This is a genomic window from Hominiventricola filiformis (assembly GCF_020686965.1).
Lineage (GTDB): Bacteria > Bacillota > Clostridia > Lachnospirales > Lachnospiraceae > Hominiventricola > Hominiventricola filiformis.
The window spans coordinates 12,256-36,917 of the sequence record NZ_JAJEPS010000023.1 but is presented as its reverse complement, the minus strand read 5'-3'; the positions used below and the strand labels follow the sequence as shown (position 1 = coordinate 36,917).

Genomic DNA, 24,662 nt, shown 5'->3' with positions numbered 1-24,662 from the left:
GTTGACACAGGGGGAAAAACACTGATATAGTCAAGCCAGAAGGATTGTGATAGTACAATCCTTCTTTTACGTTACGTGTAAATCTATGGAGGATAGAGGTATGAGTGTATTTAATGTGCTGACCCTTTTCGGGGGTCTGGCAATGTTCCTGTTTGGAATGGAACTGATGGGCCAGGGACTGGAATCTGCATCCGGTGGAAAGCTGGAGAAAATTCTGGAAAATCTGACGTCCAATCTGATCAAGGCAGTGCTTCTTGGTATTGTGGTCACTGGCGTGATTCAGAGTTCTTCCGCTACCACAGTTATGGTAGTTGGTTTTGTAAACAGTGGAATCATGACACTTTCCCGGGCAGTCGGTGTCATTATGGGTGCCAATATCGGTACGACAGTGACTTCCTGGATCCTGTCACTGGCAGGAATCGAGAGTGACAGTTTCTTTATGCAGCTGTTAAAACCATCCACCTTCTCCCCGATACTGGGTGTGATCGGCATGGCAATGATCATGTTTTCCAAACGGGAGAAGAAAAAGGATATTGGAAATATCCTGATTGGCTTTACTATTTTGATGTATGGTATGGAAACCATGTCCGGCGCAGTAAAACCGCTGGCAGACGTACCGGAATTTACCAACATTCTTTTGATTTTCTCCAACCCAGTGCTGGGAGTTCTTGCAGGTGCCGTGCTGACTGCGGTGATCCAGAGTTCCAGTGCTTCTGTTGGTATCCTGCAGGCACTGTGTATGACTGGAGCAGTTCCTTATAGTACAGCACTTCCGATTATCATGGGACAGAATATCGGTACCTGTGTGACTGCCATGTTGTCTGCCATCGGAGCAAAGAAAAATGCAAAACGTGCGGCAACGATCCATCTGATGTTCAATATGATTGGTACGGTGTTGTTTCTGACCGTCTTCTATACATTGAATCTGTTTGTGCATTTTGCGTTCCTTGGTGAAAATGCAGCACCGGTGGGAATAGCCATGATCCATACCATCTTCAATGTGACGGTAACACTGGTCCTGCTTCCGTTTAACCAGATGCTGGTAAAACTGGCATACGTTGTGATTCCGGTTACTGACGACGAGAAAAGCAAAAATTCCGGAAAACTCACCATTTTGGACGAACGTTTTCTGGAAGTACCGGGGTATGCATTGGAGATCAGTGAGACAGCAGCTCTGACTATGTTTCAGGAGGTGAGAAGATCTCTGGGAATGTCTGAGACGCTGATAAAAAATTATCAGCCGGATACCGTGGTGGAGATGAAAGACAGCGAGGAACTGGTGGATGGCTACGAGAACCAGATCTCCAACTATCTTTTGGCTCTGTCCCACAAGGGAATCAATGAGGCAGAGAGCCAGAAACTTTCCGTCCTTCTTTATACGGTCAATGATATTGAGACCATCAGTGACCAGGTCTGCAATATTGGGATTGCTTACCGGGGACTGGATGCCAAAGAAAATGCATTTTCTGAGATGGCGCTGGATGAGCTTTCCGTGCTTCAGGAGCTGGAAACCGAGCTGGTTGACAAGACAATTGAAATGTTCCATGCAAAAGGAGAGACGATGCTGGATGTCTATGCATGCCGTCACCTGCTGTTGGATCTGTCCGGCAAGGTGAAAGAGCGTCATATGTCCCGATTGATCAAAAACAAATGTTCTATGGAAGTGGGAATCGTGTTGACGGATATTCTGAACAGCTATGAACGAATCAGTCTAAGATGTTTAAGAATTGCCAACTACCTGTCCCAGAAGGATAAAAAGTCTCTGACAATTCACGATCTGGAAACCATGCTTCCGGAGTCGGAATATCATGCAGAATATGAGCAGTATAAGGCAAAATATCAGCTGGCTTAATCTGCAGTATGTGAGAAAAGGTCATGTGTTCAGATGGATGCATGACTTTTTTTACTTTGACATTCGCCTGGATTTCTTTAAAATAGAAACGTACAATTGTAATCGGAGGAAAGACAGATGGATATCAGATTTTCAGAAAGAGCACTTGGAATAGAGGAAGGTATCTTTTCGGTACTGAATACAAAGAAGGAAGAACTTATAAAGGCCGGACGCACAGTTTATAATTTTTCTGTGGGAACACCGGATTTTAAGACGCCGGATCATATCATGAAAGCCATGCAGGAAGCCTGCAAGGATCCGGAAAATTATAAATATGCATTGGCAGACCGGCCGGAGATGCTGGAAGCTATGCGAGATTTCTACCAGACACGTTTTGGAGTGGAACTCATGACCGACCAGATCATGAGTATGTATGGTTCGCAGGAAGGCATGGCGCACATTGGCCTGGTACTCTGTGATCCGGGGGATGTGATGCTGGTGCCAAACCCTGGATATCCGGTATTTGGAATGGGCCCACAGCTGATGGGAGCAAAGGTGGAGACCTATCCCCTCTATAAGGAAAATAATTTTATTCCGGATTTTAATGATATTCCGGAAGAAACGGCCAGAAAGGCAAAATTCATGATCATTTCCTGCCCGGCCAATCCGGTATGTTCTGTGGCAGATGATGATTTTTATGAGAGAGCTATTGCATTTGCAAAGAAATATGATGTTGTGCTTCTTCATGACAATGCATATTCTGATATTGTATTTGGCGGAAAGAAGGGAAAATCATTTCTGTCTTATCCAGGAGCAATGGAGGTGGGCATTGAGTTTTATTCCCTGTCTAAATCCTATAATATGACTGGTATGCGGATTTCTTTTGCACTTGGAAACCGTGAGATCATCAATATGTTCAAAAAAGTTCGTTCCCAGATTGACTATGGCATCTTTCTTCCGATCCAGAAGGCAGCAGTGGCAGCACTGACCGGACCTCAGGAGAGTGTGTGGGAACAGTGCGCAGAGTATGAGAGACGGAATTATGCGCTGTGCAGAGGCCTGACTAAGATTGGCTGGGAGGTTCCGGATGGACAGGGAACGATGTTTGTATGGGCGCCGATTCCGAAAAATTATCAGAGCAGTGAGAAGTTTGTAATTGATCTGATGGAAAAAGCAGGCATGATCGTGACGCCTGGAACGGCATTTGGTAACCTTGGAGAAGGATATGTGCGGATTGCACTGGTATATCCGGTGGAAATGATCGAGAAAGCTATAAAAGCAGTGGCAGACAGCGGAATTTTAAAAGACTGACAGAAAATACCCGGGAGCGATACAAAAATCGAATTCCCGGGTTTTTTGGCTTTTTCTGTTATTCCGGATAACGCAGACGGTCCGGAGTGATATCGTAGAGAACTTCATCCAGATATTTTCTGGCAAGCCATTTTGCCATGGGAAGATTCATGTCCAGATAATTGCCGCAGTCTTTTGCACTGGCACCTGGTATTTCTCCTTCAAAATCGCGGATGAATTCGTACATTTCAATCATGAGATTTACGATATCCGTAGATTCGTAATCACCCGCAAGCAGCAGGTAAAAGCCAGTACGGCATCCCATAGGCCCGAAATAAATGATTCTGGAACCGAAGACGGGATGGTTTCTTAAGAAGGTTGCCCCCAGATGCTCCATCGCATGCATTTCTGCTGTATTCATGACTGGCTCCTCATTGGGATTGGTCATGCGAAGATCAAATGTTGTGATGACAGAGTCACCTACCGGATCCTTTCTGGATACGTAGACGCCTGGAATCAGGCGGATGTGGTCGATAGTAAAACTAGTGATTTTTTCCATGCGAAAGCCTCCTTTTCTCTGGCTTTCATGATAGCAAAGTTTGTTGACAAAGGCAAGGAAGAAAGATAAAATTGTAACTGTTGGGAATGGTAAAAAGGTGGTTCCCGGCATGTTTAAAAATCAGAAAAGACGAGGAATACGGTAGTGACAGCGGAAAATTTTGATATGGAAGAACTGCTTCAATATGTGGAGGAGCGGAAATTCCGGTTATTAAGATCCCGTCTTGCGGAGATGAACGAAGCGGATATTGCAGAGTTCATGGAAGAACTGGATGATAACAAAAAAGTGTTGATTTTCCGTATGCTGCCCAAGGATCAGGCGGCGGATGCTTTTGCATTTCTGGAGCCGGATATTCAGCAGCATATTATCAACAGTATTACCGATGCGGAGGTCAGTAAGATTATCGAAGATCTGTTTGTTGATGATGCGGTAGATATGCTGGAAGAGCTTCCTGCAACGGTGGTAAAGCGTGTCATGAGGACAGCCGGAACCGAGACAAGACAGCTGATCAATCAGTTTCTGCAGTATCCGGAAAACAGTGCCGGAAGCATTATGACGGCAGAATATATCGGCCTGAAGAAATATATGAATGTGGAGCAGGCGTTTGCCTATATCCGTGCGCATGGTGTGGATAAAGAGACGATCTATACCTGTTTTGTGACGGATGGCCAGCGGAGGCTGGAAGGTGTTGTCACGATCAAGGATCTTCTGATGAATCCGTATGAGATGAAGATTCAGGACATCATGGATGAAAATGTCATTAAGGCAGTGACTACAGAAGATCAGGAAGAGGTCGTAGATCTTTTTAATAAATATGACCTGATGTGTCTGCCGGTGGTGGATCACGAGGAACGGCTGGTCGGTATTGTCACAGTTGATGATGTTGTGGACGTCATGGAAGAGGAGGCGACCGAAGATATCGAGAAGATGGCGGCTATGCTTCCCAGTGACAAACCTTATCTGAAAACCGGTATTTTTGAACTGGCGAAGAACCGTATTGTATGGCTGACGGTACTGATGATCAGTTCTATGATTACGGGAAGTATCCTGACTTACTATGAGGCGGCATTTGCGGCACTTCCATTGCTGGTAAGTTTTGTGCCCATGCTGACGGGAACCGGTGGAAATGCCGGAAGCCAGTCCAGTACGACGATTATCCGTGCCATGACGATTGGTGACGTGGAGCCGAGAGATATCCTCAGGATTGTATGGAAAGAGATCCGGGTGGCTGTTGTGGTAGGTGTCATTCTGGCAGGACTTAACTTTATCCGCCTGATGCTTCAGTATCCGGGAGAAACACTGGTCTGTGTAACTGTCGTCGTGAGTCTGATGCTGACAATTATTCTGGCAAAGACCATTGGATGTACGCTGCCGATTCTGGCGCAGCTTCTGCATCTGGATCCGGCAATTATGGCAGCACCGCTGATTTCAACTATTGTAGACGCATGTAGTCTGATCGTATATTTTCAGATAGCGTGTCATTTATTAGCGATATAGAAAAGGAGAACAAATATGAAAGAGATAAAACCGGAAGAACTTCAGAAGAATCCGTTTCAGATGATTGGAAAAGAGTGGCTGCTTGTTACTGCAGAAAAAGAAGGAAAAGCAAATACGATGACCGCATCCTGGGGAGGCGTTGGCATTATGTGGGGCAAGCCGGTTGCTTACGTATTTATCCGCCCGCAGCGTTATACGAAGGAATTCATTGACGCTGGAGATCATTTCTCATTATCTGTGCTGGGAGAGGATTACAGAAAGACTCTGAATTATTTTGGAACTGTTTCCGGTCGCGATGAGGACAAGATTGCAAAATCAGGTCTGCATGTGGCACATGAGAACGGAACACCGTATTTTGAGGAAGCCAATACAGTACTGGTGTGCAGAAAACTGTATGCACAGCCCTATGATCCGGCTTGCTTTATTGATAAGAGCTGCGACGAGAAATGGTATCCGAACAAGGATTATCATACGATGTACATTGCAGAGATCGAGAAAGTGCTTGTAGATTAAGATGATACGGACACTGACCTATACGGTAACGGAGGAAGAAGCAGGCGTCAGCCTTCTGGAGTGGCTCCGTGACAAAGGCTGTTCCCGGCAGGTGCTTGCTCATCTGAAAAATACAAAAGGACTCTTCAAAAATGGAGAACGTCCTTTTGCAAAGGAGCCGGTGCGATCAGGTGACCAGATAAAACTTCGACTGACGGAAGAGGCAGGCAGTGAGGGAATTGTTCCTGTCTGCCTGCCTTTTTCTGTGGTATATGAAGATGAAGATCTGCTGGTGATTGACAAACCTGCGGGACTGCCGGTCCACCCGTCTATTAACCATTATGAAAATACGCTGGCGAATGGAGTCATGTGGAGATGTCAACAGACGGGTGAACCCTTTCCTTTCCGCTGTATCAATCGTCTGGATGCGGGAACGACTGGGCTTTTAATTATTGCCAAAAATATGTTCAGCGCGGCAGTTCTTTACAGTGCCATGAAGAAGAGGAAGATTAAAAGAACCTATCTGGCGGTGGCATCCGGTGAAATTCGGAAACCGGGGACGGTGGACCTTCCCATTGGGCGAGTATCGGATTCTGTGATTGAACGATGTATTGATCAGGAACATGGAGAACGGGCAGTAACTCATTACGAGCCGGTGGCTGTCTGCAAAGTACCGGGCAATGGAAGCTATACTATGCTGCGTCTTCAGCTGGAGACAGGACGGACCCATCAGATCCGGGTACACATGAAAGCCATCGGGCATCCACTGGCAGGTGATTATCTCTATGCACCGGAGGATTGTTCGGCAGACCGGCCGCTTCTGCATTCCCGGAGCCTTGCGTTTACCCATCCGGTGACGCAAGAACCGATGAAACTGACAGCGGAACTGCCGGAAGATATGAAAAATTATGCAGAATGGAAAAGGAGAGAAGAAGATGAAATTTAAAATGATTCATGAGAACTATAATGTGGCAGATTTACAGAAATCCGAGGAATTTTATGAGGAAGCACTGGGATTGAAAGAAGACCGCAGAATTGAGGCACCGGACGGTTCCTTTATCATTGCTTATCTGAAAAATGAAGAGAGTGATTTTGAACTGGAGTTAACATGGTTGAAAGAAATGGATCGTCCATATAATCTGGGAGACTGTGAATTCCACCTGGCATTCCGCGTGGATGATTATGAAGCAGCCCATGAAAAGCACAAAGAGATGGGATGCATCTGCTTTGAAAATCCTTCCATGGGCATTTATTTCATCCAGGATCCGGATGGTTACTGGCTGGAGATTGTACCGACCCGTTAGACATCTAACGGAGCGTCGTCGCTGGCTACAACGGTCTCCGGGTGACGTTCCCGATAGGAAAAGACACATCCACAGTAGTCCTGCCGGTACATGCCGTATTCGTGGGATAATTCCGTGGAGCGTTTATAACCGTTTTTCTTCTTGAAATCGCTGGGGAGCCAGCGGACATGATAGGTGTCTGCCAGTTCTTCACCGATTTCATTTAGTTTGGAGGCATTTTTTAAGGGACTGATTGTGAGGGTAGTTGCAAAATAGTCAAGCCCCAGTTCCTTTGCTGCGTTGGCAGCTTCCGTAAGCCGCAGCCGATAGCAGGCAAAACAGCGCTCGCCGCCTTCATGAATATGCTCCAGGCCCTTTACTGTCTGGTAGAAATCTTTTGGAATATAATCACCTTCCACAAAAGAGATGGGATGCTTCACAGGCAGAAGGCTGATGAAACGCTTCTGCTCCTCGGCACGATATCGGTACTCACTTTCCGGGTAAATGTTCGGGTTGTAGTACAGGACTGTGATTTTAAAATACTGGGACAGATATTCCAGTACATAACTGCTGCATGGCGCACAGCAGGAATGAAGGAGGAGTGTTGGCACTTCGCCGTTTGTTTCGAGTTCTTGTATTAATTTGTCCAGTTCACGCTGGTAATTTCGTTTATTCATAATGAGAATTCCTTTCTGAGGGGTATTATAGACTGCTGATACGATGGTTGCAAGTAGGAAGAGAACTTATTATAATAGAAAGCAAAAAAGAGTGTGAGGAGGGTGACAGATGGATACCGTTTCCAATATTAAAATCAGAAGAAGCATTCGAAAATATAAAGAAGATGCAATTCCCCATAGCCTGATCGAAGAGGTTGTGGAGACTGCAAGATTTGCACCTAGCTGGAAGAATACGCAGATCGTTCGATACGTGTGCGTGGAAGACCCGGTGCTGAAACAACAGATTGCAGACTACTGTACAATGGGATTTGCACATAACGAGGATATTATCAGTCGTGCGCCGTCACTGATGGTACTTACATATATTTCTGGACGTTCTGGCTATGAGCGAGACGGCTCTTTCAGTACAACCAGAGGTGATGCGTGGGAGTCTTTTGATGCAGGTATTGCAGCAGAAGCTTTCTGTCTGGCAGCCTATGAAAAAGGACTTGGTACCTGTATTCTGGGAATTTACGATGAGAAAAAGACAGCGGCATTTCTGGAACTGCCGGAAGGAGTCCGGATTGGTGCACTGATTCCGATTGGTTATCCGGCAGAAGAACCGGCGGCACCGAAAAGAAAAGATGTGGACATGCTGCTGGCATTCCGTTAAAGAAAAGGAGGACAGATGGAAGATACAAAGAGACTTGCAAAAGTTCGCGCATTTCTGGAAGAGCGCGGCTGGAAATACAAATATACTGAGGAAGACGGCTGTGGCAGCATTGATTTTGATTACCGCGGCGTGCCTTATCATATCTGGGAATTTCATGATGATATGTGGGGCGTGGAAAATAATCTCCGCCATGGCGGCAGACAGGAAGAGCTGACAGGGGATTATGAAACAGAGATTCTGGAGATTATGAAAGACTGGCATTGATATTTGATGAGAAAGAAAAGGGGCTGTTGTAAAATGGATGATTACTCATCTGTTTTACAACAGCCTCTTCTGATCAGCGGAGACAGTGGGATTCGAACCCACGTGCCGGTTGCCCGACAACTTGATTTCGAGTCAAGCTCGTTATGGCCACTTCGATATGTCTCCATAAAAAGAACTGTTATAGTTTACCATAAGCAGAGAAAATTTGCAAATAGGAAATGAAGAGGAGAATGTATCAAAAGACATTGAAAAGTTGATGAAACGGTGCTCATATAATGTGTATTTGGTAGTTTGTTATAAAAATATCAATGAAGATTGATAGAAAATTATCGAAAGTTGACATGAAAAAAATGACATGTTATTCTACTTTGAGTAATAACTGATAGAGTGCGACAGGGAGACTGCCGTCTTTTCAGAAAAACAGAGTGGAGGAGAAAGTGCCATATGTACAATAAGACATTTCGTGGCGGTGTACATCCCGATGACGGAAAAAGCTTTGCACGCGATATTCCGTTTCAGACATGGCTTCCTAAGGGAGACATGGTATTTCATCTGAATCAGCATATCGGAAAACCTGCAAAACCTGTAGTTCAGAAAGGAGATCAGGTGCTTGCTGGCCAGCTGATTGCCGAAGCTGACGGATTTGTATCAGCAAATATTGTCAGCTCCTGCTCCGGTAAAGTAAAAGCAATCGAGAAACGTAAAAACGTGCTCGGTACATCTGATATGTCCATTGTCATTGAAAATGATGGTCAGTATACGCTGGCAGAAGGAATCGGAACGGAGGTTGACTATACAACGCTGACCGGTCCGGAGATTCTGGATAAAGTAAAAGCTGCAGGTATCGTAGGTCTTGGAGGAGCCGGTTTCCCGACTCATGTGAAGCTTGCACCGAAGAACCCGAATGATATCCGTTTTGTTATCGCAAACGGTGCGGAGTGTGAGCCTTATATCTGCTGTGATGACCAGCTCATGAGAAATTATGCAGACGAGATCGTAGGCGGCCTGAAGATTATGCTGACCCTGTTCCCGAATGCAGAAGGTGTGATCCTGATCGAGGAGAACAAGCCGGAAGCTATTGCGGCTATGGAGAAAGCCTGTTCAGGAGAGAGCAATATCCGTGTGCATCGCGTAGTGCCGAAATACCCGCAGGGTGGTGAGCGTGCGATCATGGACGTTGTTGCCGGAAAACATATCAAACTCGGTATGCTGCCTGCAGACGTAGGATGTGTGGTGGATAATGTGGCTACTGTAAGAGCGATTTATCGTGCTGTCTGTAAGTCAGAACCTCTGATGGAGAGAGGATTTACTGTATCTGGTGATGCAGTGAAGAATCCGTGCAACCTGATCGTGAAGATCGGTACCGGACTTGAGGAGATGCTGGAAGCAGCAGGCGGATTCAAGGATGGTGTAGAGCCAGAGAAGCTGCTCTGCGGCGGACCGATGATGGGATTTGCCATGTCAGATTTGGATGCAGTGGTAAATAAAAATAACAATGCATTGACGATCCTTGCGAAGGATCCGGTAGCACAGGCAGAAGAGCAGCAGACAGCATGTATCCGCTGCGGACGCTGTGCACATGTATGTCCGCTCGGACTGACACCGCAGATGATGGCGGCGGCTGCTGAGAAAAAGGATTATGACAGATATGAGAACAAATTGTATGGACTGGAATGTATCGCATGTGGTTCCTGTACATTCGTCTGTCCTGCAAAGAGACCGCTGATGCAGCTGTTCAAACAGACCAAGTCTGAGATTATGGCAGCTAAGAGAAAGAAATAAGGGGGAGGAAAAAGATGAGTAACTTATACAATGTTTCTTCCAGCCCGCATGTGAGAAACAAACTGACGACAGGTTCTGTTATGCTTGACGTGGCATTATGCCTGCTTCCTGCTACAGTCATGGGAATCTGGCATTTCAAACTGCAGGCGGTGATGGTAATTGCACTGGCAATTATTTCAGCAGTACTGACAGAATATGTGTTTGATTACATAGCAAAGAGAGGAAATACGGTAAAAGACTGCAGCGCAGTTGTAACCGGACTTCTCCTGGCACTCTGCCTTCCGGCAGGCGTACCGTTCTATATTCCAGTACTCGGATCTGTATTTGCTATTTTGGTGGTAAAATGCTTTTTCGGTGGACTGGGACATAACTTTATGAACCCGGCACTGGCCGGAAGATGTTTCCTTCTGCTTTCCTTCAGCAGCATTGTTGCTGATTACACAGTAGATGGTTACAGTTCTGCAACACCTCTTGCAGAGCTGGCAGCAGGAAATGCAGTGAATGTATTTGACATGCTGCTTGGAAATACAAGCGGCGTTATTGGTAATTCTGTACTGGCACTGTTTGTAGGAGGTCTGATTCTATGGGCAATGGGCGGAATCACCATCGAGATCCCGGCAGCAGTTCTGGTATCCTTTATTGCCTTCATCGCGCTGTTCGGCGGTCACGGACTGGATCCGGCTTACATCCTGATCCATCTGGCAGGCGGCGGTATTGTTATGGGTGCATTTTTCATGGCAACGGATCCGGTTACCAGTCCTGTCACATCCATGGGACAGATTATCTACGGTGCAGCGATCGGTATTCTGGCAGGCGTATTTCGTGTATTCGGAAGTGCGGCAGACTCTGTCAGCTATGCAATTATCATGGGCAACCTTCTGACTCCGCTGATTGAGGAAGTAACGGTACCGGTACCGTACGGTAACAGAAAACCGAAGGAAGAGGGAGCAGCAAAGAAATGCCCGATTCCGATGCCGGCACTGATTCTTCTGGCAATTACCGTGATTGCAGGCGTATGCTTAAGTGGTGTCCATGAGATGACTGCAGATATTATCGCTGAGCAGCAGGCAGCAGCAAAACTTGCTTCCTATCAGGAAGTATGTCCGGCAGCAACTGATTTTGAACATGATGCAGCCATTGATCAGGCAATTGCAGATCTGAACGGTGAAGTATATGGCACTGATTTCGGTAAGGCATATATCAACGAGATGGTAGTAGGAAAAGATGCATCCGGTAATGTGGCAGGTTATGTAATCAGCGTAACCAGCAGTGATGGATACGCAGGCAATATTTCCCTTTCTGTTGGAATTTCCGCAGACGGAACCATTAACGGTATCGCGTTCACAGAACTAAATGAGACAGCCGGTATGGGTATGAAATGTGCGGATGCAGAATTTAAAGATCAGTTTAACGGCGTAAATACAGATAAGTTTACACTGAACAAAGCAGGCGGATCTACAGCAGACAATGAGATCGATTCTGTATCCGGCGCATCCACTTCTTCCGGTGCAGTTGTAAATGCTGTGAATGCCGCAATTGATTTTTATACCGCAAATGCGAAGTAAGGAGGGGACTGAAACTTGAAACCGTGGTTAGAACGTATTTATAATGGCGTAGTAAAAGAAAACCCGTCCTTCGTACTGATGCTTGGTATGTGTCCGACTCTGGCGGTCACAACTTCAGCAACGAATGGTATCGGTATGGGTCTGTCCACAATGGCAGTCCTGATTGTATCCAATCTGATTATTTCTCTGGTGCGTAAGATTATTCCGGATGATGTACGTCTTCCGGCATACATTGTTATCGTTGCATCACTGGTAACGGTTGTAGAGCTTCTGATGGAAGCTTATACTCCGAGTATCTATAGTGCTCTTGGTATCTACATTCCGTTGATTGTTGTAAACTGTATCATCCTTGGACGTGCAGAGGCATATGCTTCTAAGAACCCGCCGTTCCTGTCAGTTATGGACGGTGTTGGTATGGGACTTGGATTTACCATCGCTCTGCTGGTCCTTGGTATCTTCCGTGAACTTCTCGGAGCCGGAACGGTATTTGGCGTGACTGTAACACCATCCATTTACAATCCGATCGGTATTTTTGTAAATGCCCCGGGTGCATTTCTGGTACTTGCTTTTGTAGTGGCAGCTATGAACGCTTATGGTATTAAGACGAGAGCAAACAAAGTAGTAGAGGGTTGTGACGGCTGCTGTGCAAGCTGCTCCAAGACCTGTGCTGATGAGAAGAAGGAGGGAGAGGCATGACATCATTAATTATGATTGTAGTGAGCAGCGCGCTGGTCAGCAACGTTGTCCTGAATCAGTTCCTTGGTATCTGCTCATTCCTTGGAGTATCCAAACAGATTAAGACATCTGCCAGCCTTGGCGCGGCAGTTATCTTTGTTATTACGATAGCATCTGCAGTGGCAAGTCTTCTGTATGATTATGTACTGGCACCGCTGGACCTGGATTATCTGAAAACGATCGTTTTCATTCTGGTTATTGCTGCACTGGTACAGCTGGTCGAGATGTTCCTGAAGAAAACCTCCCGTGCCATCTATGAGGCACTCGGTATTTACCTTCCGTTGATCACTACAAACTGTGCAGTTCTGGGTGTTGCCCTGACAAATGTGCAGAACGGATATAATCTGCTGGAAAGCGTGCTTTCAGGATTTGGTACAGCCATTGGTTATACGATCGCGATCGTACTTCTGGCAGGTATCAGAGGACGTCTGGATGAGGAAGCAATTCCGGCTCCGTTCCGCGGAGCACCGATTGTTCTTCTGTGCGCGGCGCTTATGTCCATCGCATTTATGGGCTTCAGCGGACTGTAAGAAGGAGGAAAATATGCAGGAAATTATCGTTGCGACACTGGTCATCGGTGTCATCGGTCTTGTCATCGGTATTGCACTGGTGGCAGCAGGAAAGAAATTTTATGTGGCAGTGGATGAGCGTGTGACTCAGGTTCGCGAGTGCCTGCCGGGAAATAACTGTGGTGCCTGCGGGTATGCAGGATGTGACGCGGTAGCCTCTGCAATTGTAAGCGGAGAAGCTCCGGTCAATGCCTGTCCGGTCGGACCGGCTTCCATGGTGGAGAAGATCGGTGCAATCATGGGTGTGGAAGCAGAAGCTTCTATGAGAAAAGTTGCATTTGTAAAGTGTAACGGAGACTGTGAACATACATCCAATAAGAATAATTATGTGGGAATCAAGGACTGCCGTGCAGCTGCTCTGGCCGGCGTTTCCACTGCATCCTGTGATTATGGATGTCTGGGATTCGGCTCCTGTGTAAAGGCATGCTCCCTTGATGCAATTCATATTGTAAATGGAGTAGCTGTAGTAGATACTTCAAAATGTAAGGGTTGCGGTATGTGTGCAGCAGCCTGCCCGAAGGGTCTGATTGAAGTCGTGCGTGCAGACAAGACATATGCTGTACGCTGCTCTAATAAGGACAAAGGACCGGCAGTGAAAAAGGTATGTTCCGCTGGATGTCTCGGATGTAAGATTTGTGAGAAGCAGTGTGAACATGAAGCAATTCAGGTGGAAGGAAATGTGGCTCACATTGACTACGACAAGTGCGTAGGATGCGGCAAGTGTGCTGAAAAGTGCCCTGCTAAATGTATTGCCAAACAGTAAAGTATGAATCGTAAACCGCTGTTGATATTATTATCAATTATTGTAGCGGGACTGGCTGCCGGCTGTATTCTGAAGTACAGCCGGCAAAGTCATGCCCGGGAATATTCAAGACAGTTCTTTGCTATGGACACGGTGATGAGTTTCACCGCTTATGGAGAGCGTGGAGAAGAAGCTGTGGAAGCCGCGGTGCAGGAAGTAGAACGCCTGGATGCACTTCTCTCGACGGGAATTGCGGAGAGCGAAGTGTCGCGGATCAATGCATCAGGAGAGGGAGATCTGTCTGAAGATACGGAAAAGATTTTATCTGAAGGTCTTACCATCTGGAAACAGACAGGAGGGCTTTTCGATGTGACAATTTATCCGCTCATGCAGCTGTGGGGATTCCCGACGGGAAACTATCATGTGCCGACAAAGGAGAAACTGAAACAGACTATGAGTCTGGTGGATTCTTCCAAAGTGATTCTTGATGGAAACCATGTGACACTGGGAGAAAAGCAGAAGATGGATCTCGGTGGAATTGCCAAAGGTTATACATCAAACCGGATTATGGAGATTTTCCAGGAATATGGCGTAACTTCTGCCATGGTGTCCCTTGGAGGAAATGTGCAGACGCTGGGAAAGAAACCGGATGGAACGGACTGGCAGGTTGGTATTCAGAATCCTGACAATGTGCAGGGAGACCTTCTGGGAGCAGTTGCTGTGCAGGACCAGGCCGTGATCACTTCGGGCGGATATGAACGTTATTTCGAGGAAAACGGACAGACTTATATTCATATTCTGGACCCTCGAACCGGCTGCCCAGCAGAAAGTGGACTGGCTTCTGTGACGATTGTATCGTCGAACGGTATGCTGGCAGATGCGTTGTCGACATCTCTGTACATTATGGGACTGGATGAAGCAGAGGCGTACTGGAGAATCTATGCGGATGAATTTGATATGATATTGATGACGGATGATGGAACGGTATATGTGACGGAAGGAATCCGGGACAGATTCCGAACAAAAGGAAAGATGGAGGTTCTTTACAGAGAAGAACCATAAAAGAAAATACCATGGTGCAGCTGATAAAACAGCGGTGCCATGGTATTTTTTTGCCTATGCCTGACGGATACCGGAAATATCAGAATCAATCATCATGGAGTAATTGGTGTAGTAAACAACGAATCCGGGTTTTGCACCGTTTGGTTTTTTTACATGTTTTTTCTCGATGTAATCAATTTCCACTTTTTCCGCATTTCGGTTACTGGAATAGTAAGCGGCCAGCCGGGCAGCTTCTTCATAAGTGCGGTCCGGCAGTTCCTGCCCGTTTGTCTGGACAATGACATGGGAACCGGGAGCACCTTTGGCATGAAACCACCAGTCACCGCCTTTGGCGAACTGGAAGGTCAGTTCGTCGTTCTGCAGGTTGTTCTTTCCAACATACATATCAAAACCGTCAGAAGAAATATAGTGGAACGGTCTGGAAGTGATCTTCACCTTTTTATTGCCTGACGGACGCTTGTGGATGTAGCCGGACTGTACAAGCTCCTCTCGGATCTGAGCAAGGTCTTCTTCTTGAAGTGCAATATCCAGAGAAGTCTGGATGGATTTCAAATGCTCAATTTCATCACCGGTTTCTTTAAGCAGTGTTGTGACCGCCTCACAGGTACGTTTTAACTTGCCATATTTGTCAAAATATTTTTTTGCATTGTCCTGAACAGGAATCTGCGGATCCAGTGGAATCGTGATCTCCTCTCCGGTATAGTAATTCAGTGCCTGAAAACTCTTGCTTCCGGGTTCCACGTTGTATCCGTAGGTATTGATCAGCTCACCGTAAACCCTGTATTTTTCCCGCTTTTCCGTATCTTTCAGCTGCTTTGCCTGCAGATCGTATTTCTTTACATTTCGTTCAAGCGCAGTCTGTACAATTCTTCGGAGATCAGTTGATTTCTGATGAATTCTTGTCAGTGCATTTTTCTCTGCATAATAGGTTTCCAGCACTTCGGAAATGGTGGGATAGACTTCTCTGCGGCAGTTGTCATAGATAGAGAGCGGCAGACAGGAAAATTCCACCGGTGTTTTCCCATCATAATAAATAGAAGGTTCATATGCACCTTCCGTAAGCGGTTCCAGATATCTTCGGAAAGTACGGTAGAGATGGATCAGCTCTTCGGGTTCATAAGAATTGGCAGCGCGATCAGAGTCCAGAGAAGCACGGCTTACGATTTCCTCAGCGGCTACCGGACTGATACCGGTCAGAGAAGTGTAAAGCGCTTTGGAAAGCTTTGCGGCTTTGGAACAGACAGCGGATACAAATGCTCCTTCAGATACTGTGAGCGGATCTTCCTTTTCCTGCGTTTCCGGAATAAAGTAGGGTCGTCCCGGAAGGACTTCGCGGACAGAACTGATCTGAGCGGATACATGCTTGATACTGTCGATGATCTGATCCTGATCGGAACAGAAGATAATGTTGCTGTATTTTCCCATGATTTCCACAACCAGATATTTCCGGCACAGATCCCCCATTTCATCCAGATGCTCAATCTCGAAACGAAGGACACGTTCCAGGGACGGCTGAGTGACAGAGACAATTCGGCCTCCGCTGATATGCTTTCTTAAAAGCATGCAGAAATTTGGTGCGGTCAGGGGACTGGGTTTATTGGATGCTGTCAGATAGACAAGCGGAAGGCTGGCGGAAGCAGAAAGCAGCAGACGGAAATTTCCTGCCTGGGATTTGATCGTCAGAAGAAGTTCGTCGGTCTCTGGCTGCGCGATCTTTGAAATTCTTCCTCCTGCCAGATTTTTATTTAATTCATGCGCCATACAGGCGACTGTAATACCATCGAATGCCATTGTTTCAGTTCTCCTTTTCGGACTTTATTATACTTGACGCTGTTACCAAAATCAACTATAATGAAAATCAACTATGGCGAGGATTGACCTCGCATTTCATTTGGGGACGATCAGTATGTTAAAAAGTATGACCGGATTCGGCCGGTGTGAAGTATCCGAAGGAGAACGTAAAATTACGGTGGAGATGAAGTCGGTGAACCACCGTTATCTGGATGTGACGCTGAAGATGCCGAAGAAGCTGAATTTTTTTGAATCAGCAATCCGTGCGCTTCTCAAAGAATATATCCAGAGAGGAAAAGTGGATGTCTTCATCACTTATGAAGACTTGAGTCATAAGAGTGCGGCGCTCAGTTACAATCCGGCAATTGCGGCACAGTATATGGAATATTTCCGCCAGATGGAAGAAGAATTCGGGCTGAAAAATGATATCGGTGTCTCCGATCTTGCAAAATGCCCGGAGGTTCTGACGCTGGAAGAACAGCAGGAAAACGAAGAGGAGATCTGGAATCTGCTTGAGCAGGCGGTTCGCGGCGCCTGCATCAAATTTGTAGAGACTCGAGAGCAGGAAGGAGAAAACCTGAAGAGAGATCTTCTGCTGAAACTGGATGAGATGCTGAGTCTTGTGGCAGTGGTAGAAGAACGTTCGCCGGAGATTGTACAGGAATACCGTCAGAAGCTGGAGCAGAAGGTAAGAGAACTGCTCAGCGACAGTCAGATGGATGAAGGAAGAATTGCGACGGAGGTAACTATTTTTGCAGACAAGATCTGCGTGGATGAGGAGACCGTCCGTCTGAAGAGTCATATCGAAGCCATGAAGACAGCACTGATTGCCGGTGGAAGCATTGGAAGAAAGCTGGATTTCATCGCGCAGGAAATGAACAGAGAGGCGAATACCACTCTGTCAAAGGCCAATGACCTGAAACTTTCTGATTGTGCGATTGATCTGAAGACCGGTATTGAAAAGGTAAGAGAGCAGATACAAAACCTGGAGTAGATTACATAGATACAGGGAGATCCAATGAACAGAAAAGGAATATTGATTATTGTTTCCGGCTTCTCAGGAGCTGGAAAGGGAACCATTATGAAGGAACTGACCTCCAGATACGAGCAGTACGCACTGTCTGTATCGGCAACGACCCGTGCGCCGAGACCTGGTGAGGAGGATGGGGTGGCCTATTTCTTCAGAACAAAAAAAGAATTTGAGCAGATGATTGAAGATGGCGCATTGATTGAATATGCGCGTTATGTAGATAATTATTATGGAACACCGAAAGCCTATGTGGAAGAACAGCTGGCTGCAGGCCATGATGTGATCCTGGAGATTGAGATTCAGGGCGCAAGAAAGATCAAAGAACAGTATCCGGATGCCGTCCTCCTGTTTGTGACGACAAAGGATGCGATGACTTTAAAAGAACGTCTGGAAGGACGCGGAACAGAGACACCGGAGGTGATTGCCCAGCGTCTTGCACGTGCCGTGCAGGAATCTGAGGGCATCGAAGAATATGATTATCTGGTGGTAAATGATGTTCTGGAAGAATGCGTGGAACAGGTTCATGGTATCATAGACAGTGAGCACCAAAGAATCGTTCGTCATAAAGAAAAAATCAGTAAAATCAGAGAAGAACTGAAAGCATTTGCGAAAGGAGAATAATATATGTTACATCCGTCTTATACAGACTTAATGAGAACTATCAACAGCGAGGTAGAGGAGGGCGATACCCCTGTAGTTAACAGCCGTTATTCTATCGTGCTGGCAGCAGCAAAGAGAGCAAGACAGCTGATTGCTGGTGAGGATGCCTATGTGAACAGCCGCGGAAAGAAACCGCTTTCCATTGCTGTAGAGGAGATCGAAAAAGGATTTGTCACCATCGAGCCGGAGAGCAAAGAAGAGGAAGAACCGGCAGCGGTAGAGGTGAAAGCAGAAGAAACTGCAGAAAACTAAATAAATATCCGATAGGAGAAAGAAAATGCTGGTAAAAGAGGGCAAGAGCGTATTTAACGGTGTTGCAATCGGCAAGATTTTCGTATACAGAAAAGCCGATAAAGCAGTCAGCCAGAATCAGGTGGAGGACACTACCGCAGAGATGGCACGTTTTGAAGCGGCCAAGGAAAAGGCAATGTCCCAGCTGAAAGGACTCTATGAAAAAGCACTGAAGGATGTAGGCGAAGAAGAAGCCATGATTTTTGATGTCCATCAGATGCTGCTGGATGATCTGGATTACAATGAATCCATTCAGAATATCATAGAGAATGATAAGATGAATGCGGAGTATGCTGTGTTCATGACCTGTGAGCAGTTTGCAGCCATGTTTTTAAGCATGGATGATGATTATATGCGGGGACGTGCTGCAGATGTGAAAGATATTTCAGAGAGAGTGATCTCTATTCTGAATGGAAGCCAGGTAAGTCCGGAAGCTATGCCGGAACCGGTAATTATTCTGGCAGAAGATCTTGCTCCCAGTGAAACAGTTCAGTTTGAAAAGGACAAATTACTTGCGCTTGTGACTCAGAAGGGTTCTGCAAATTCCCATACGGCAATTCTTGCAAGAACTATGAATATTCCTTCTCTTGTCAGCACAGATGTGGAAGTAGATCCGGATTATGATGGCAAAATGGCCGTTGTAGATGGGTTTGCAGGACTTCTGTATATTGATCCGGATGAAGAGACACTCACAAAAATGTACGAGAAAAAAGGCCGTGCAGATCAACAGCGTGCACTTCTTCAGGAAATGAAGGGAAAAGAGACTGTAACAAAGAGCGGCAAGCATATTCATCTGTATTCCAATATCGGTGGAATTCAGGATGTGGATGCAGTACTGGAAAATGATGCGGAAGGCATCGGTCTGTTCCGAAGCGAGTTTCTGTATCTGGAATGCGATGATTATCCGAGTGAGGAAGTGCAGTTCGAAGCCTACAAGACCGTACTTTCCCGCATGGGAGGTAAGAAAGTTATTATCCGTACACTGGACATCGGTGCAGACAAACAGATCGGTTATTTTGATCTGCCGAAGGAAGAAAACCCGGCACTTGGATATCGGGCAATCCGCATCTGCCTGACCAGAGAGGAGGTATTTCGTACTCAGCTCCGTGCGTTGTACCGTGCATCTGCATACGGAACCCTTTCTATCATGTTCCCGATGATTATTTCTGTAAAGGAGATCCTGAGAATCAAGGAAATCGTAGAAGAAGTAAAATTGGAGCTGGCAAGGGAAGATAAGCCGGTTGGCAATGTGGAGCTTGGTATTATGATCGAGACTCCGGCAGCAGCAGTGATCAGTGATCTGCTTGCACCGTATGTGGATTTCTTCAGCATTGGTACCAACGATCTGAGCCAGTATACTCTGGCAATTGACCGTCAGAACCAGTCACTGGATAATTTCTTTGACCCGCATCATGAGGCAATCCTGCGACTGATCCAGGTGACTATCGAAAATGCCCACAAATATGGGGCATGGTGCGGCATCTGCGGAGAGCTGGGAGCAGACATGGAACTTACGCAGCGCTTTATTCAGATGGGCATCGATGAACTGAGTGTATCTCCGGGATACACACTGGCGCTTCGTAAACGGATCCGCGAATGCTAAAAGAAATGGATGAATTTAAATAAAAAGGAGAAAATAGATTATGAAGACATTTACCTACACCGTACAGGACGAACTTGGTATCCACGCAAGACCGGCAGGAATGCTTGCAAAAGCAGCAGCAGGTTTCAAGAGTACCATCACACTTGACAACGGAGCAAAGAAAGCTGATGCAAGAAGACTGATGGCCATCATGAGCATGGGTGTGAAAAAAGGCGTTGAAGTGACCGTAACTGTCGAAGGTGAAGACGAGGATGCGGCAGCTGCAGCAATGGAAGAGTTTTTCAAAACAAATCTGTAAGAAAATAAAACAGGTGAAAAGCGGCACCCGCACGGACATGTTCTGTGCGGGTGTCTGCACTATCTGACAGGAGGAAACAATACTTGCATAGAGAGATCGAGACATTAAGCGCGTATGAGCTTCTTGATAAGAAAAATATAGAAGAGCTGAATTCTACAGGTTATCTTCTTCGACATAAAAAGACCGGGGCAAGAGTTGCCCTGATGGAAAATGATGATGAGAATAAGGTATTTAATATCGGATTTCGTACACCGCCTTCTGACAGTACCGGTGTGCCGCATATTATGGAGCATTCCGTGCTGTGTGGTTCCAGAGATTTTCCGGTAAAGGATCCGTTTGTGGAACTGGTAAAAGGTTCCCTAAACACCTTTTTGAATGCCATGACCTATCCGGACAAGACCATGTATCCGGTAGCAAGCTGTAATGATCAGGACTTTCAGAATCTGATGCATGTCTATCTGGATGCAGTATTCCATCCGAATATCTATAAAGAGGAGAAGATTTTCCGGCAGGAAGGCTGGCATTATGAAATGGATTCTGTGGATGCGCCCTTAAGTGTCAATGGTGTCGTCTACAATGAGATGAAGGGAGCATTCTCTTCACCGGAAGATATGCTGGATCGGGAGATTATGACGGTGCTCTATCCGGATACAACCTACTTCCATGAGTCAGGAGGAGATCCAAAAGATATTCCGAATCTGACCTATGAAGAGTTTCTTGATTTCCACAGAAAATATTATCATCCGTCCAACTGTTATATTTATCTCTACGGAAATATGGATATGGCAGAAAAACTGGAGTGGATTGATGAAAACTATCTGTCCCAGTATGATTATCTGAAAGTGGATTCAGAGATTGCGGTACAGAAAGCTTTTGAAAAGCCGGTAAGCTGTACTGTAGATTACCCGGTATCTGCAGATGAAGAGGATGAAGAGCAGGCATATCTTTCTTATAATGTTGTGGTTGGCACTTCTCTGGATGCAGATCTCTATCTGGCATTTCAGGTGCTGGAGTATGCGCTGCTCTCTGCTCCGGGGGCACCGCTCAAGCAGGCGCTTCTGGATGCGGGCATCGGCCATGATATTCTGAGCAGTTATGAGAATGGTATCGCACAGCCGTATTTCTCTGTGATTGCAAAGCAGGCAAGGGAAGATCAGAAAGAGGAGTTTGTAAATGTAGTCCGCGATACTCTGAGCAGCATCGTGAAAAATGGATTTGATCGGAAAGCATTGCAGGCTGGAATCAATTATTATGAATTCCGTTACCGGGAGGCTGATTTTGGAGGTTATCCGAAAGGGCTGATGTATGGACTTCAGATGATGGACAGCTGGCTTTATGATGAAAATCAGCCGTTTCTGCATCTGATTGCACTGGATCGCTTCGGAATACTGAAGAAAAAGCTGGATCAAGGATATTTTGAAGAACTGGTCCAGACATATCTTCTGGACAATCCGCACAGAGCTGTGCTGGTGTTAAGACCGGTGCCGGGACTGGAAGCAAAAGAAGCAGAGATCTTACAGAAGAAGCTGGATAGCTATAAAGCCGGACTGAGTGCGGAGCAGCAGGAACAGATTGTAGAGTTTGCAAAAGAACTGAAAGTATACCAGGATGAGCCGTCTCCACAGGAAGATCTGGAGAAGATCCCGATGCTGAAGAGAGAGGATATCCGCAGAAAGGTGCTTCCTCTGACCAATGAAGAACTGACGGAGGAAGGTATTACCCTGCTTCATCAGAACATCTTTACTACAGGCATCAATTATATCAATATTCTGTTTGATGCGGAGAAGCTTCCGGATGAGCTGGTTCCATATCTTGGATTGTTAAAACATGTACTTGGCTATGTGGATACAGAGAATTACAGCTATGGAGAACTGTTTAATGAGATTAACTGCCATACCGGTGGAATCAGTTCTACGGTAAACCTGTACGGAGATATGAGAGATCCGGGACTTTTCCATACGAAGTTTGAGATTCGTACCAAAGTGCTGGTGGAAAATACAGATTTTGCATTTGCCATGATCCGGGAGATGATCAGCCGGACAAAACTTGATGATGACAAACGTCTTCATGAGATTCTCTCTCAGGTGAAGTCGAGACTTCATATGTATCTGACTTCCTCCGGACATTCCGCAGCGGCCATTCGTGCCATGAGTAAATTTTCGAAGTCTGCAAAGATGAACGACAGGATGAGCGGTGTGGCATTTTTCCAGACCATTGATGCGCTGGAAAAGAATTTTGACGAACAGAAAGAGGTTCTTAAGAAAAATCTGCGGGCCGTGATGGAATATGTTCTCCGTCCGGAAAATATGATGGTAAGCTGCACATCTAAAAATGATGGATTGGAAGCAGTGAAAAGGGAAATTCCGGCTTTAAAGGCAGCTCTTTATACCGAAATTTTACCGGAGTATGAAGCAGAGCAGCAGGCAGCACCGAATCCGGTTTGGAAAGAAGGAATTAAGATTCCCTCGGCAGTCCAGTATGTGGCAAGAGCGGGACATATCGGCTATTATACCGGAGCTTACCGGATCCTGAAAGTGATTTTAAGTTACGATTATCTGTGGATTCAGGTGCGTGTGAAAGGCGGAGCCTATGGCTGTATGAGCGGATTTGGCCGCTACGGTGACAGCTATCTGGTATCCTATCGGGATCCGAATCTTCAGAAAACCAATGACGTCTTTGAGCATACACCGGAATATGTGGAGAATTTTGACGCCGGAGAGCGGGATATGACTAAATATATCATCGGAGCCATCAGTGAGATGGATACGCCGCTGACACCGTCAGCAGAGGGCAACCGTTCCATGTCTGCATGGATTACCCACATGACAGAGGAAGATTATCAAAGCGTGAGAAATCAGGTGCTGGATGCCCAGCCGGAAGATATCCGTGCGCTGGCAGGCGGAATCCGGGAGCTTTTGAAAGAAGGAAGTTTTTGCGTGATTGGAAATGAGAGCCGTCTGGAAAAAGACAAAGAATTGTTTGATCAGGTGAAGAACCTGTAAGCCTGGAATATGAGGAAAGGACAGAAGAAAAAAGTATGAGCGAACAGAAAAAATCCGGATTTGCTACATTGATCGGCAGACCGAATGTTGGCAAATCCACGCTGATGAATCAGATCATCGGCCAGAAGATTGCCATTACTTCCAATAAACCCCAGACTACCAGAAACCGGATTCAGACGGTCTACACCTGTGATGAAGGACAGATCGTATTTCTGGATACACCAGGTATTCACAAGGCAAAAAACAAGTTGGGTGAATACATGGTCAATGTTGCGGAGCGCACACTGAAAGAAGTGGATGTGGTGCTCTGGCTGGTAGAGCCGACGACTTTTATCGGAGCAGGAGAACGTCATATTGCAGAACAGCTGGCTCATGCCAATGTGCCTGTGGTTCTGGTCATTAATAAAATTGACCGGGTAAAAAAGGAAGAGGTACTGACTTTCATTGATGCATACCGCCAGATTCTGGATTTTGCAGAGATCGTGCCGGTATCTGCACTGAAAGGAACCAATACGGATACGCTTGTAGATGTAATATTCAAATATCTTCCGTATGGACCGATGTTCTATGACGAGGATACGGTGACGGATCAGCCGCTGCGTCAGATTACAGCGGAACTGATTCGTGAGAAAGCATTAAAACTTCTTGATGAGGAGATTCCCCATGGTATTGCCGTGTCTATCGAGCAGATGAAGCCACGGCCCAATGGAAAGATCTGGGATATCGAGGCAACGATTGTGTGCGAGAGAGATTCTCACAAAGGAATCATTATCGGAAAAGGCGGTGCGATGCTGAAGAAGATTGGTTCGGCAGCGCGCTATGAGATCGAGCGCCAGTTGGATGCCAAAGTAAACTTACGTCTCTGGGTCAAGGTGAAAAAGGACTGGAGAGATTCCGATTTTCTGATGAAAAATTTTGGATACGATAAGAAAGAAGTATAGCAAAAGGAACCTCCGGGGATTCTATTCTTATACAAAGATGGAAAAA

The 24,662-nt window shown here is 46.1% G+C and carries 24 protein-coding genes and 1 tRNA gene; 21 read left to right on the top strand and 4 right to left on the bottom strand.

The annotated features are described in order from the left end of the window. The first annotated feature begins 100 nt into the window (after nucleotides 1-100). Together LKD36_RS15475 and LKD36_RS15470 are read left to right on the top strand one after the other, a co-directional pair. Nucleotides 101-1,852, top strand: a complete 1,752-nt coding sequence (locus tag LKD36_RS15475; RefSeq protein ID WP_118769748.1) for a Na/Pi cotransporter family protein — start codon at nucleotides 101-103, stop codon at nucleotides 1,850-1,852. A gap of 117 nt (nucleotides 1,853-1,969) precedes the next feature. After that, nucleotides 1,970-3,142: an aminotransferase class I/II-fold pyridoxal phosphate-dependent enzyme gene (locus LKD36_RS15470; protein WP_308460158.1), complete on the top strand. Its 1,173-nt coding sequence runs from the start codon at nucleotides 1,970-1,972 to the stop codon at nucleotides 3,140-3,142. 58 nt (nucleotides 3,143-3,200) lie between these two features. Here LKD36_RS15470 and LKD36_RS15465 read toward each other — a convergent pair whose 3' ends face one another. Then, the gene (locus LKD36_RS15465; protein ID WP_118769750.1) at nucleotides 3,201-3,680 is read right to left on the bottom strand and encodes an S-ribosylhomocysteine lyase; all 480 of its coding nucleotides are present in this window, start codon (nucleotides 3,678-3,680) and stop codon (nucleotides 3,201-3,203) included. Between the two features lie 165 nt (nucleotides 3,681-3,845). Between LKD36_RS15465 and mgtE the strand changes: the two genes are divergently transcribed. Genes mgtE through LKD36_RS15445 form a run of 4 tightly spaced genes read left to right on the top strand, consistent with a single transcriptional unit; the run spans nucleotide 3,846 to nucleotide 6,973 of the window. Next, nucleotides 3,846-5,177 (top strand): magnesium transporter, encoded by a 1,332-nt coding sequence (mgtE, locus tag LKD36_RS15460; protein ID WP_118770089.1) that lies wholly within the window; start codon nucleotides 3,846-3,848, stop codon nucleotides 5,175-5,177. Nucleotides 5,178-5,192: 15 nt separating this feature from the next. Then, the gene (locus LKD36_RS15455) at nucleotides 5,193-5,690 is read left to right on the top strand and encodes a flavin reductase family protein (protein WP_118769751.1); all 498 of its coding nucleotides are present in this window, start codon (nucleotides 5,193-5,195) and stop codon (nucleotides 5,688-5,690) included. Nucleotide 5,691: 1 nt separating this feature from the next. Continuing rightward, a complete protein-coding gene (locus LKD36_RS15450; protein ID WP_308460157.1) occupies nucleotides 5,692-6,615 on the top strand; it encodes an RluA family pseudouridine synthase in 924 nt (307 codons plus the stop codon). Next, nucleotides 6,605-6,973 (top strand): VOC family protein, encoded by a 369-nt coding sequence (locus LKD36_RS15445; RefSeq protein WP_308460156.1) that lies wholly within the window; start codon nucleotides 6,605-6,607, stop codon nucleotides 6,971-6,973. The genes LKD36_RS15450 and LKD36_RS15445 overlap by 11 nt, the downstream gene beginning before the upstream one ends. Here LKD36_RS15445 and LKD36_RS15440 read toward each other — a convergent pair. Next, nucleotides 6,970-7,629, bottom strand: coding sequence for an epoxyqueuosine reductase QueH (locus LKD36_RS15440; RefSeq protein WP_308460155.1), 660 nt, complete (start codon nucleotides 7,627-7,629; stop codon nucleotides 6,970-6,972). The genes LKD36_RS15445 and LKD36_RS15440 overlap by 4 nt on opposite strands. A 109-nt stretch (nucleotides 7,630-7,738) precedes the next feature. On the opposite strand from LKD36_RS15440, the gene LKD36_RS15435 reads away from it, so the two are divergent. Next, on the top strand, nucleotides 7,739-8,281 hold the full coding sequence (locus LKD36_RS15435) for a nitroreductase family protein (protein ID WP_308460154.1): 543 nt from the start codon (nucleotides 7,739-7,741) through the stop codon (nucleotides 8,279-8,281). Nucleotides 8,282-8,296: 15 nt separating this feature from the next. Further along, entirely contained in the window at nucleotides 8,297-8,545 is a 249-nt protein-coding gene (locus LKD36_RS15430) for a kinase (protein WP_118769755.1), read from the top strand. Nucleotides 8,546-8,622: 77 nt separating this feature from the next. Here the strand turns inward: LKD36_RS15430 and LKD36_RS15425 are convergent. Further along, nucleotides 8,623-8,710, bottom strand: a tRNA-Ser gene (locus tag LKD36_RS15425). 279 nt (nucleotides 8,711-8,989) lie between these two features. On the opposite strand from LKD36_RS15425, the gene rsxC reads away from it, so the two are divergent. From rsxC to LKD36_RS15395, 6 genes are read left to right on the top strand one after another with little or no spacing between them, the layout of a single operon-like run. Then, the gene (gene rsxC, locus LKD36_RS15420; RefSeq protein ID WP_308460153.1) at nucleotides 8,990-10,327 is read left to right on the top strand and encodes an electron transport complex subunit RsxC; all 1,338 of its coding nucleotides are present in this window, start codon (nucleotides 8,990-8,992) and stop codon (nucleotides 10,325-10,327) included. Between the two features lie 14 nt (nucleotides 10,328-10,341). Further along, nucleotides 10,342-11,892 (top strand): RnfABCDGE type electron transport complex subunit D, encoded by a 1,551-nt coding sequence (locus LKD36_RS15415; protein WP_308460152.1) that lies wholly within the window; start codon nucleotides 10,342-10,344, stop codon nucleotides 11,890-11,892. Nucleotides 11,893-11,907: 15 nt separating this feature from the next. Beyond that, the gene (gene rsxE, locus LKD36_RS15410) at nucleotides 11,908-12,588 is read left to right on the top strand and encodes an electron transport complex subunit RsxE (protein ID WP_118769759.1); all 681 of its coding nucleotides are present in this window, start codon (nucleotides 11,908-11,910) and stop codon (nucleotides 12,586-12,588) included. Further along, entirely contained in the window at nucleotides 12,585-13,157 is a 573-nt protein-coding gene (rsxA, locus tag LKD36_RS15405; RefSeq protein WP_308460151.1) for an electron transport complex subunit RsxA, read from the top strand. The genes rsxE and rsxA overlap by 4 nt, the downstream gene beginning before the upstream one ends. Nucleotides 13,158-13,170: 13 nt before the next feature. Next, nucleotides 13,171-13,959 (top strand): RnfABCDGE type electron transport complex subunit B, encoded by a 789-nt coding sequence (locus LKD36_RS15400; RefSeq protein WP_308460150.1) that lies wholly within the window; start codon nucleotides 13,171-13,173, stop codon nucleotides 13,957-13,959. 3 nt (nucleotides 13,960-13,962) lie between these two features. Next, nucleotides 13,963-15,000, top strand: a complete 1,038-nt coding sequence (locus LKD36_RS15395) for an FAD:protein FMN transferase (RefSeq protein ID WP_308460149.1) — start codon at nucleotides 13,963-13,965, stop codon at nucleotides 14,998-15,000. 54 nt (nucleotides 15,001-15,054) lie between these two features. Here the strand turns inward: LKD36_RS15395 and LKD36_RS15390 are convergent, their stop codons facing one another. Beyond that, nucleotides 15,055-16,791: an Rqc2 family fibronectin-binding protein gene (locus tag LKD36_RS15390; protein ID WP_308460148.1), complete on the bottom strand. Its 1,737-nt coding sequence runs from the start codon at nucleotides 16,789-16,791 to the stop codon at nucleotides 15,055-15,057. 115 nt (nucleotides 16,792-16,906) lie between these two features. Between LKD36_RS15390 and LKD36_RS15385 the strand changes: the two genes are divergently transcribed. The 7 genes from LKD36_RS15385 (at nucleotide 16,907) to era (ending at nucleotide 24,616) form a co-directional block, all read left to right on the top strand. Beyond that, nucleotides 16,907-17,785 carry a YicC/YloC family endoribonuclease gene (locus tag LKD36_RS15385; RefSeq protein WP_308460147.1) on the top strand — a complete coding sequence of 293 codons (879 nt, stop codon included), beginning with the start codon at nucleotides 16,907-16,909 and terminating at the stop codon, nucleotides 17,783-17,785. A gap of 24 nt (nucleotides 17,786-17,809) precedes the next feature. Continuing rightward, nucleotides 17,810-18,442 (top strand): guanylate kinase, encoded by a 633-nt coding sequence (gene gmk, locus LKD36_RS15380; RefSeq protein ID WP_118769765.1) that lies wholly within the window; start codon nucleotides 17,810-17,812, stop codon nucleotides 18,440-18,442. A 3-nt stretch (nucleotides 18,443-18,445) separates the two neighbouring features. Next, nucleotides 18,446-18,733 (top strand): DNA-directed RNA polymerase subunit omega, encoded by a 288-nt coding sequence (rpoZ, locus tag LKD36_RS15375; protein ID WP_118769766.1) that lies wholly within the window; start codon nucleotides 18,446-18,448, stop codon nucleotides 18,731-18,733. 25 nt (nucleotides 18,734-18,758) lie between these two features. Continuing rightward, nucleotides 18,759-20,375: a phosphoenolpyruvate--protein phosphotransferase gene (ptsP, locus tag LKD36_RS15370; RefSeq protein WP_308460146.1), complete on the top strand. Its 1,617-nt coding sequence runs from the start codon at nucleotides 18,759-18,761 to the stop codon at nucleotides 20,373-20,375. A 40-nt stretch (nucleotides 20,376-20,415) separates the two neighbouring features. After that, the gene (locus LKD36_RS15365; RefSeq protein ID WP_118769768.1) at nucleotides 20,416-20,673 is read left to right on the top strand and encodes an HPr family phosphocarrier protein; all 258 of its coding nucleotides are present in this window, start codon (nucleotides 20,416-20,418) and stop codon (nucleotides 20,671-20,673) included. 83 nt (nucleotides 20,674-20,756) lie between these two features. Then, nucleotides 20,757-23,675: an insulinase family protein gene (locus LKD36_RS15360; protein ID WP_308460145.1), complete on the top strand. Its 2,919-nt coding sequence runs from the start codon at nucleotides 20,757-20,759 to the stop codon at nucleotides 23,673-23,675. 35 nt (nucleotides 23,676-23,710) lie between these two features. Further along, nucleotides 23,711-24,616, top strand: coding sequence for a GTPase Era (era, locus tag LKD36_RS15355; protein ID WP_118769769.1), 906 nt, complete (start codon nucleotides 23,711-23,713; stop codon nucleotides 24,614-24,616). Nucleotides 24,617-24,662 lie beyond the last annotated feature (46 nt).

Bases quoted from the DNA above. Each gene is read 5' to 3' on its own strand.
- LKD36_RS15450 (WP_308460157.1), top strand. From the start codon at position 5,692: ATGATACGGACACTGACCTATACGGTAACGGAGGAAGAAGCAGGCGTC.
- rsxC (WP_308460153.1), top strand. From the start codon at position 8,990: ATGTACAATAAGACATTTCGTGGCGGTGTACATCCCGATGACGGAAAA.
- LKD36_RS15400 (WP_308460150.1), top strand. From the start codon at position 13,171: ATGCAGGAAATTATCGTTGCGACACTGGTCATCGGTGTCATCGGTCTT.
- LKD36_RS15430 (WP_118769755.1), top strand. From the start codon at position 8,297: ATGGAAGATACAAAGAGACTTGCAAAAGTTCGCGCATTTCTGGAAGAG.
- LKD36_RS15445 (WP_308460156.1), top strand. From the start codon at position 6,605: ATGAAATTTAAAATGATTCATGAGAACTATAATGTGGCAGATTTACAG.
- ptsP (WP_308460146.1), top strand. From the start codon at position 18,759: ATGCTGGTAAAAGAGGGCAAGAGCGTATTTAACGGTGTTGCAATCGGC.
- gmk (WP_118769765.1), top strand. From the start codon at position 17,810: ATGAACAGAAAAGGAATATTGATTATTGTTTCCGGCTTCTCAGGAGCT.
- LKD36_RS15475 (WP_118769748.1), top strand. From the start codon at position 101: ATGAGTGTATTTAATGTGCTGACCCTTTTCGGGGGTCTGGCAATGTTC.
- LKD36_RS15455 (WP_118769751.1), top strand. From the start codon at position 5,193: ATGAAAGAGATAAAACCGGAAGAACTTCAGAAGAATCCGTTTCAGATG.
- LKD36_RS15470 (WP_308460158.1), top strand. From the start codon at position 1,970: ATGGATATCAGATTTTCAGAAAGAGCACTTGGAATAGAGGAAGGTATC.
- LKD36_RS15390 (WP_308460148.1), bottom strand. From the start codon at position 16,791: ATGGCATTCGATGGTATTACAGTCGCCTGTATGGCGCATGAATTAAAT.
- era (WP_118769769.1), top strand. From the start codon at position 23,711: ATGAGCGAACAGAAAAAATCCGGATTTGCTACATTGATCGGCAGACCG.
- LKD36_RS15440 (WP_308460155.1), bottom strand. From the start codon at position 7,629: ATGAATAAACGAAATTACCAGCGTGAACTGGACAAATTAATACAAGAA.
- mgtE (WP_118770089.1), top strand. From the start codon at position 3,846: ATGGAAGAACTGCTTCAATATGTGGAGGAGCGGAAATTCCGGTTATTA.
- LKD36_RS15365 (WP_118769768.1), top strand. From the start codon at position 20,416: ATGAAGACATTTACCTACACCGTACAGGACGAACTTGGTATCCACGCA.
- rsxA (WP_308460151.1), top strand. From the start codon at position 12,585: ATGACATCATTAATTATGATTGTAGTGAGCAGCGCGCTGGTCAGCAAC.
- LKD36_RS15415 (WP_308460152.1), top strand. From the start codon at position 10,342: ATGAGTAACTTATACAATGTTTCTTCCAGCCCGCATGTGAGAAACAAA.
- LKD36_RS15395 (WP_308460149.1), top strand. From the start codon at position 13,963: ATGAATCGTAAACCGCTGTTGATATTATTATCAATTATTGTAGCGGGA.
- rpoZ (WP_118769766.1), top strand. From the start codon at position 18,446: ATGTTACATCCGTCTTATACAGACTTAATGAGAACTATCAACAGCGAG.
- LKD36_RS15435 (WP_308460154.1), top strand. From the start codon at position 7,739: ATGGATACCGTTTCCAATATTAAAATCAGAAGAAGCATTCGAAAATAT.
- LKD36_RS15385 (WP_308460147.1), top strand. From the start codon at position 16,907: ATGTTAAAAAGTATGACCGGATTCGGCCGGTGTGAAGTATCCGAAGGA.
- LKD36_RS15465 (WP_118769750.1), bottom strand. From the start codon at position 3,680: ATGGAAAAAATCACTAGTTTTACTATCGACCACATCCGCCTGATTCCA.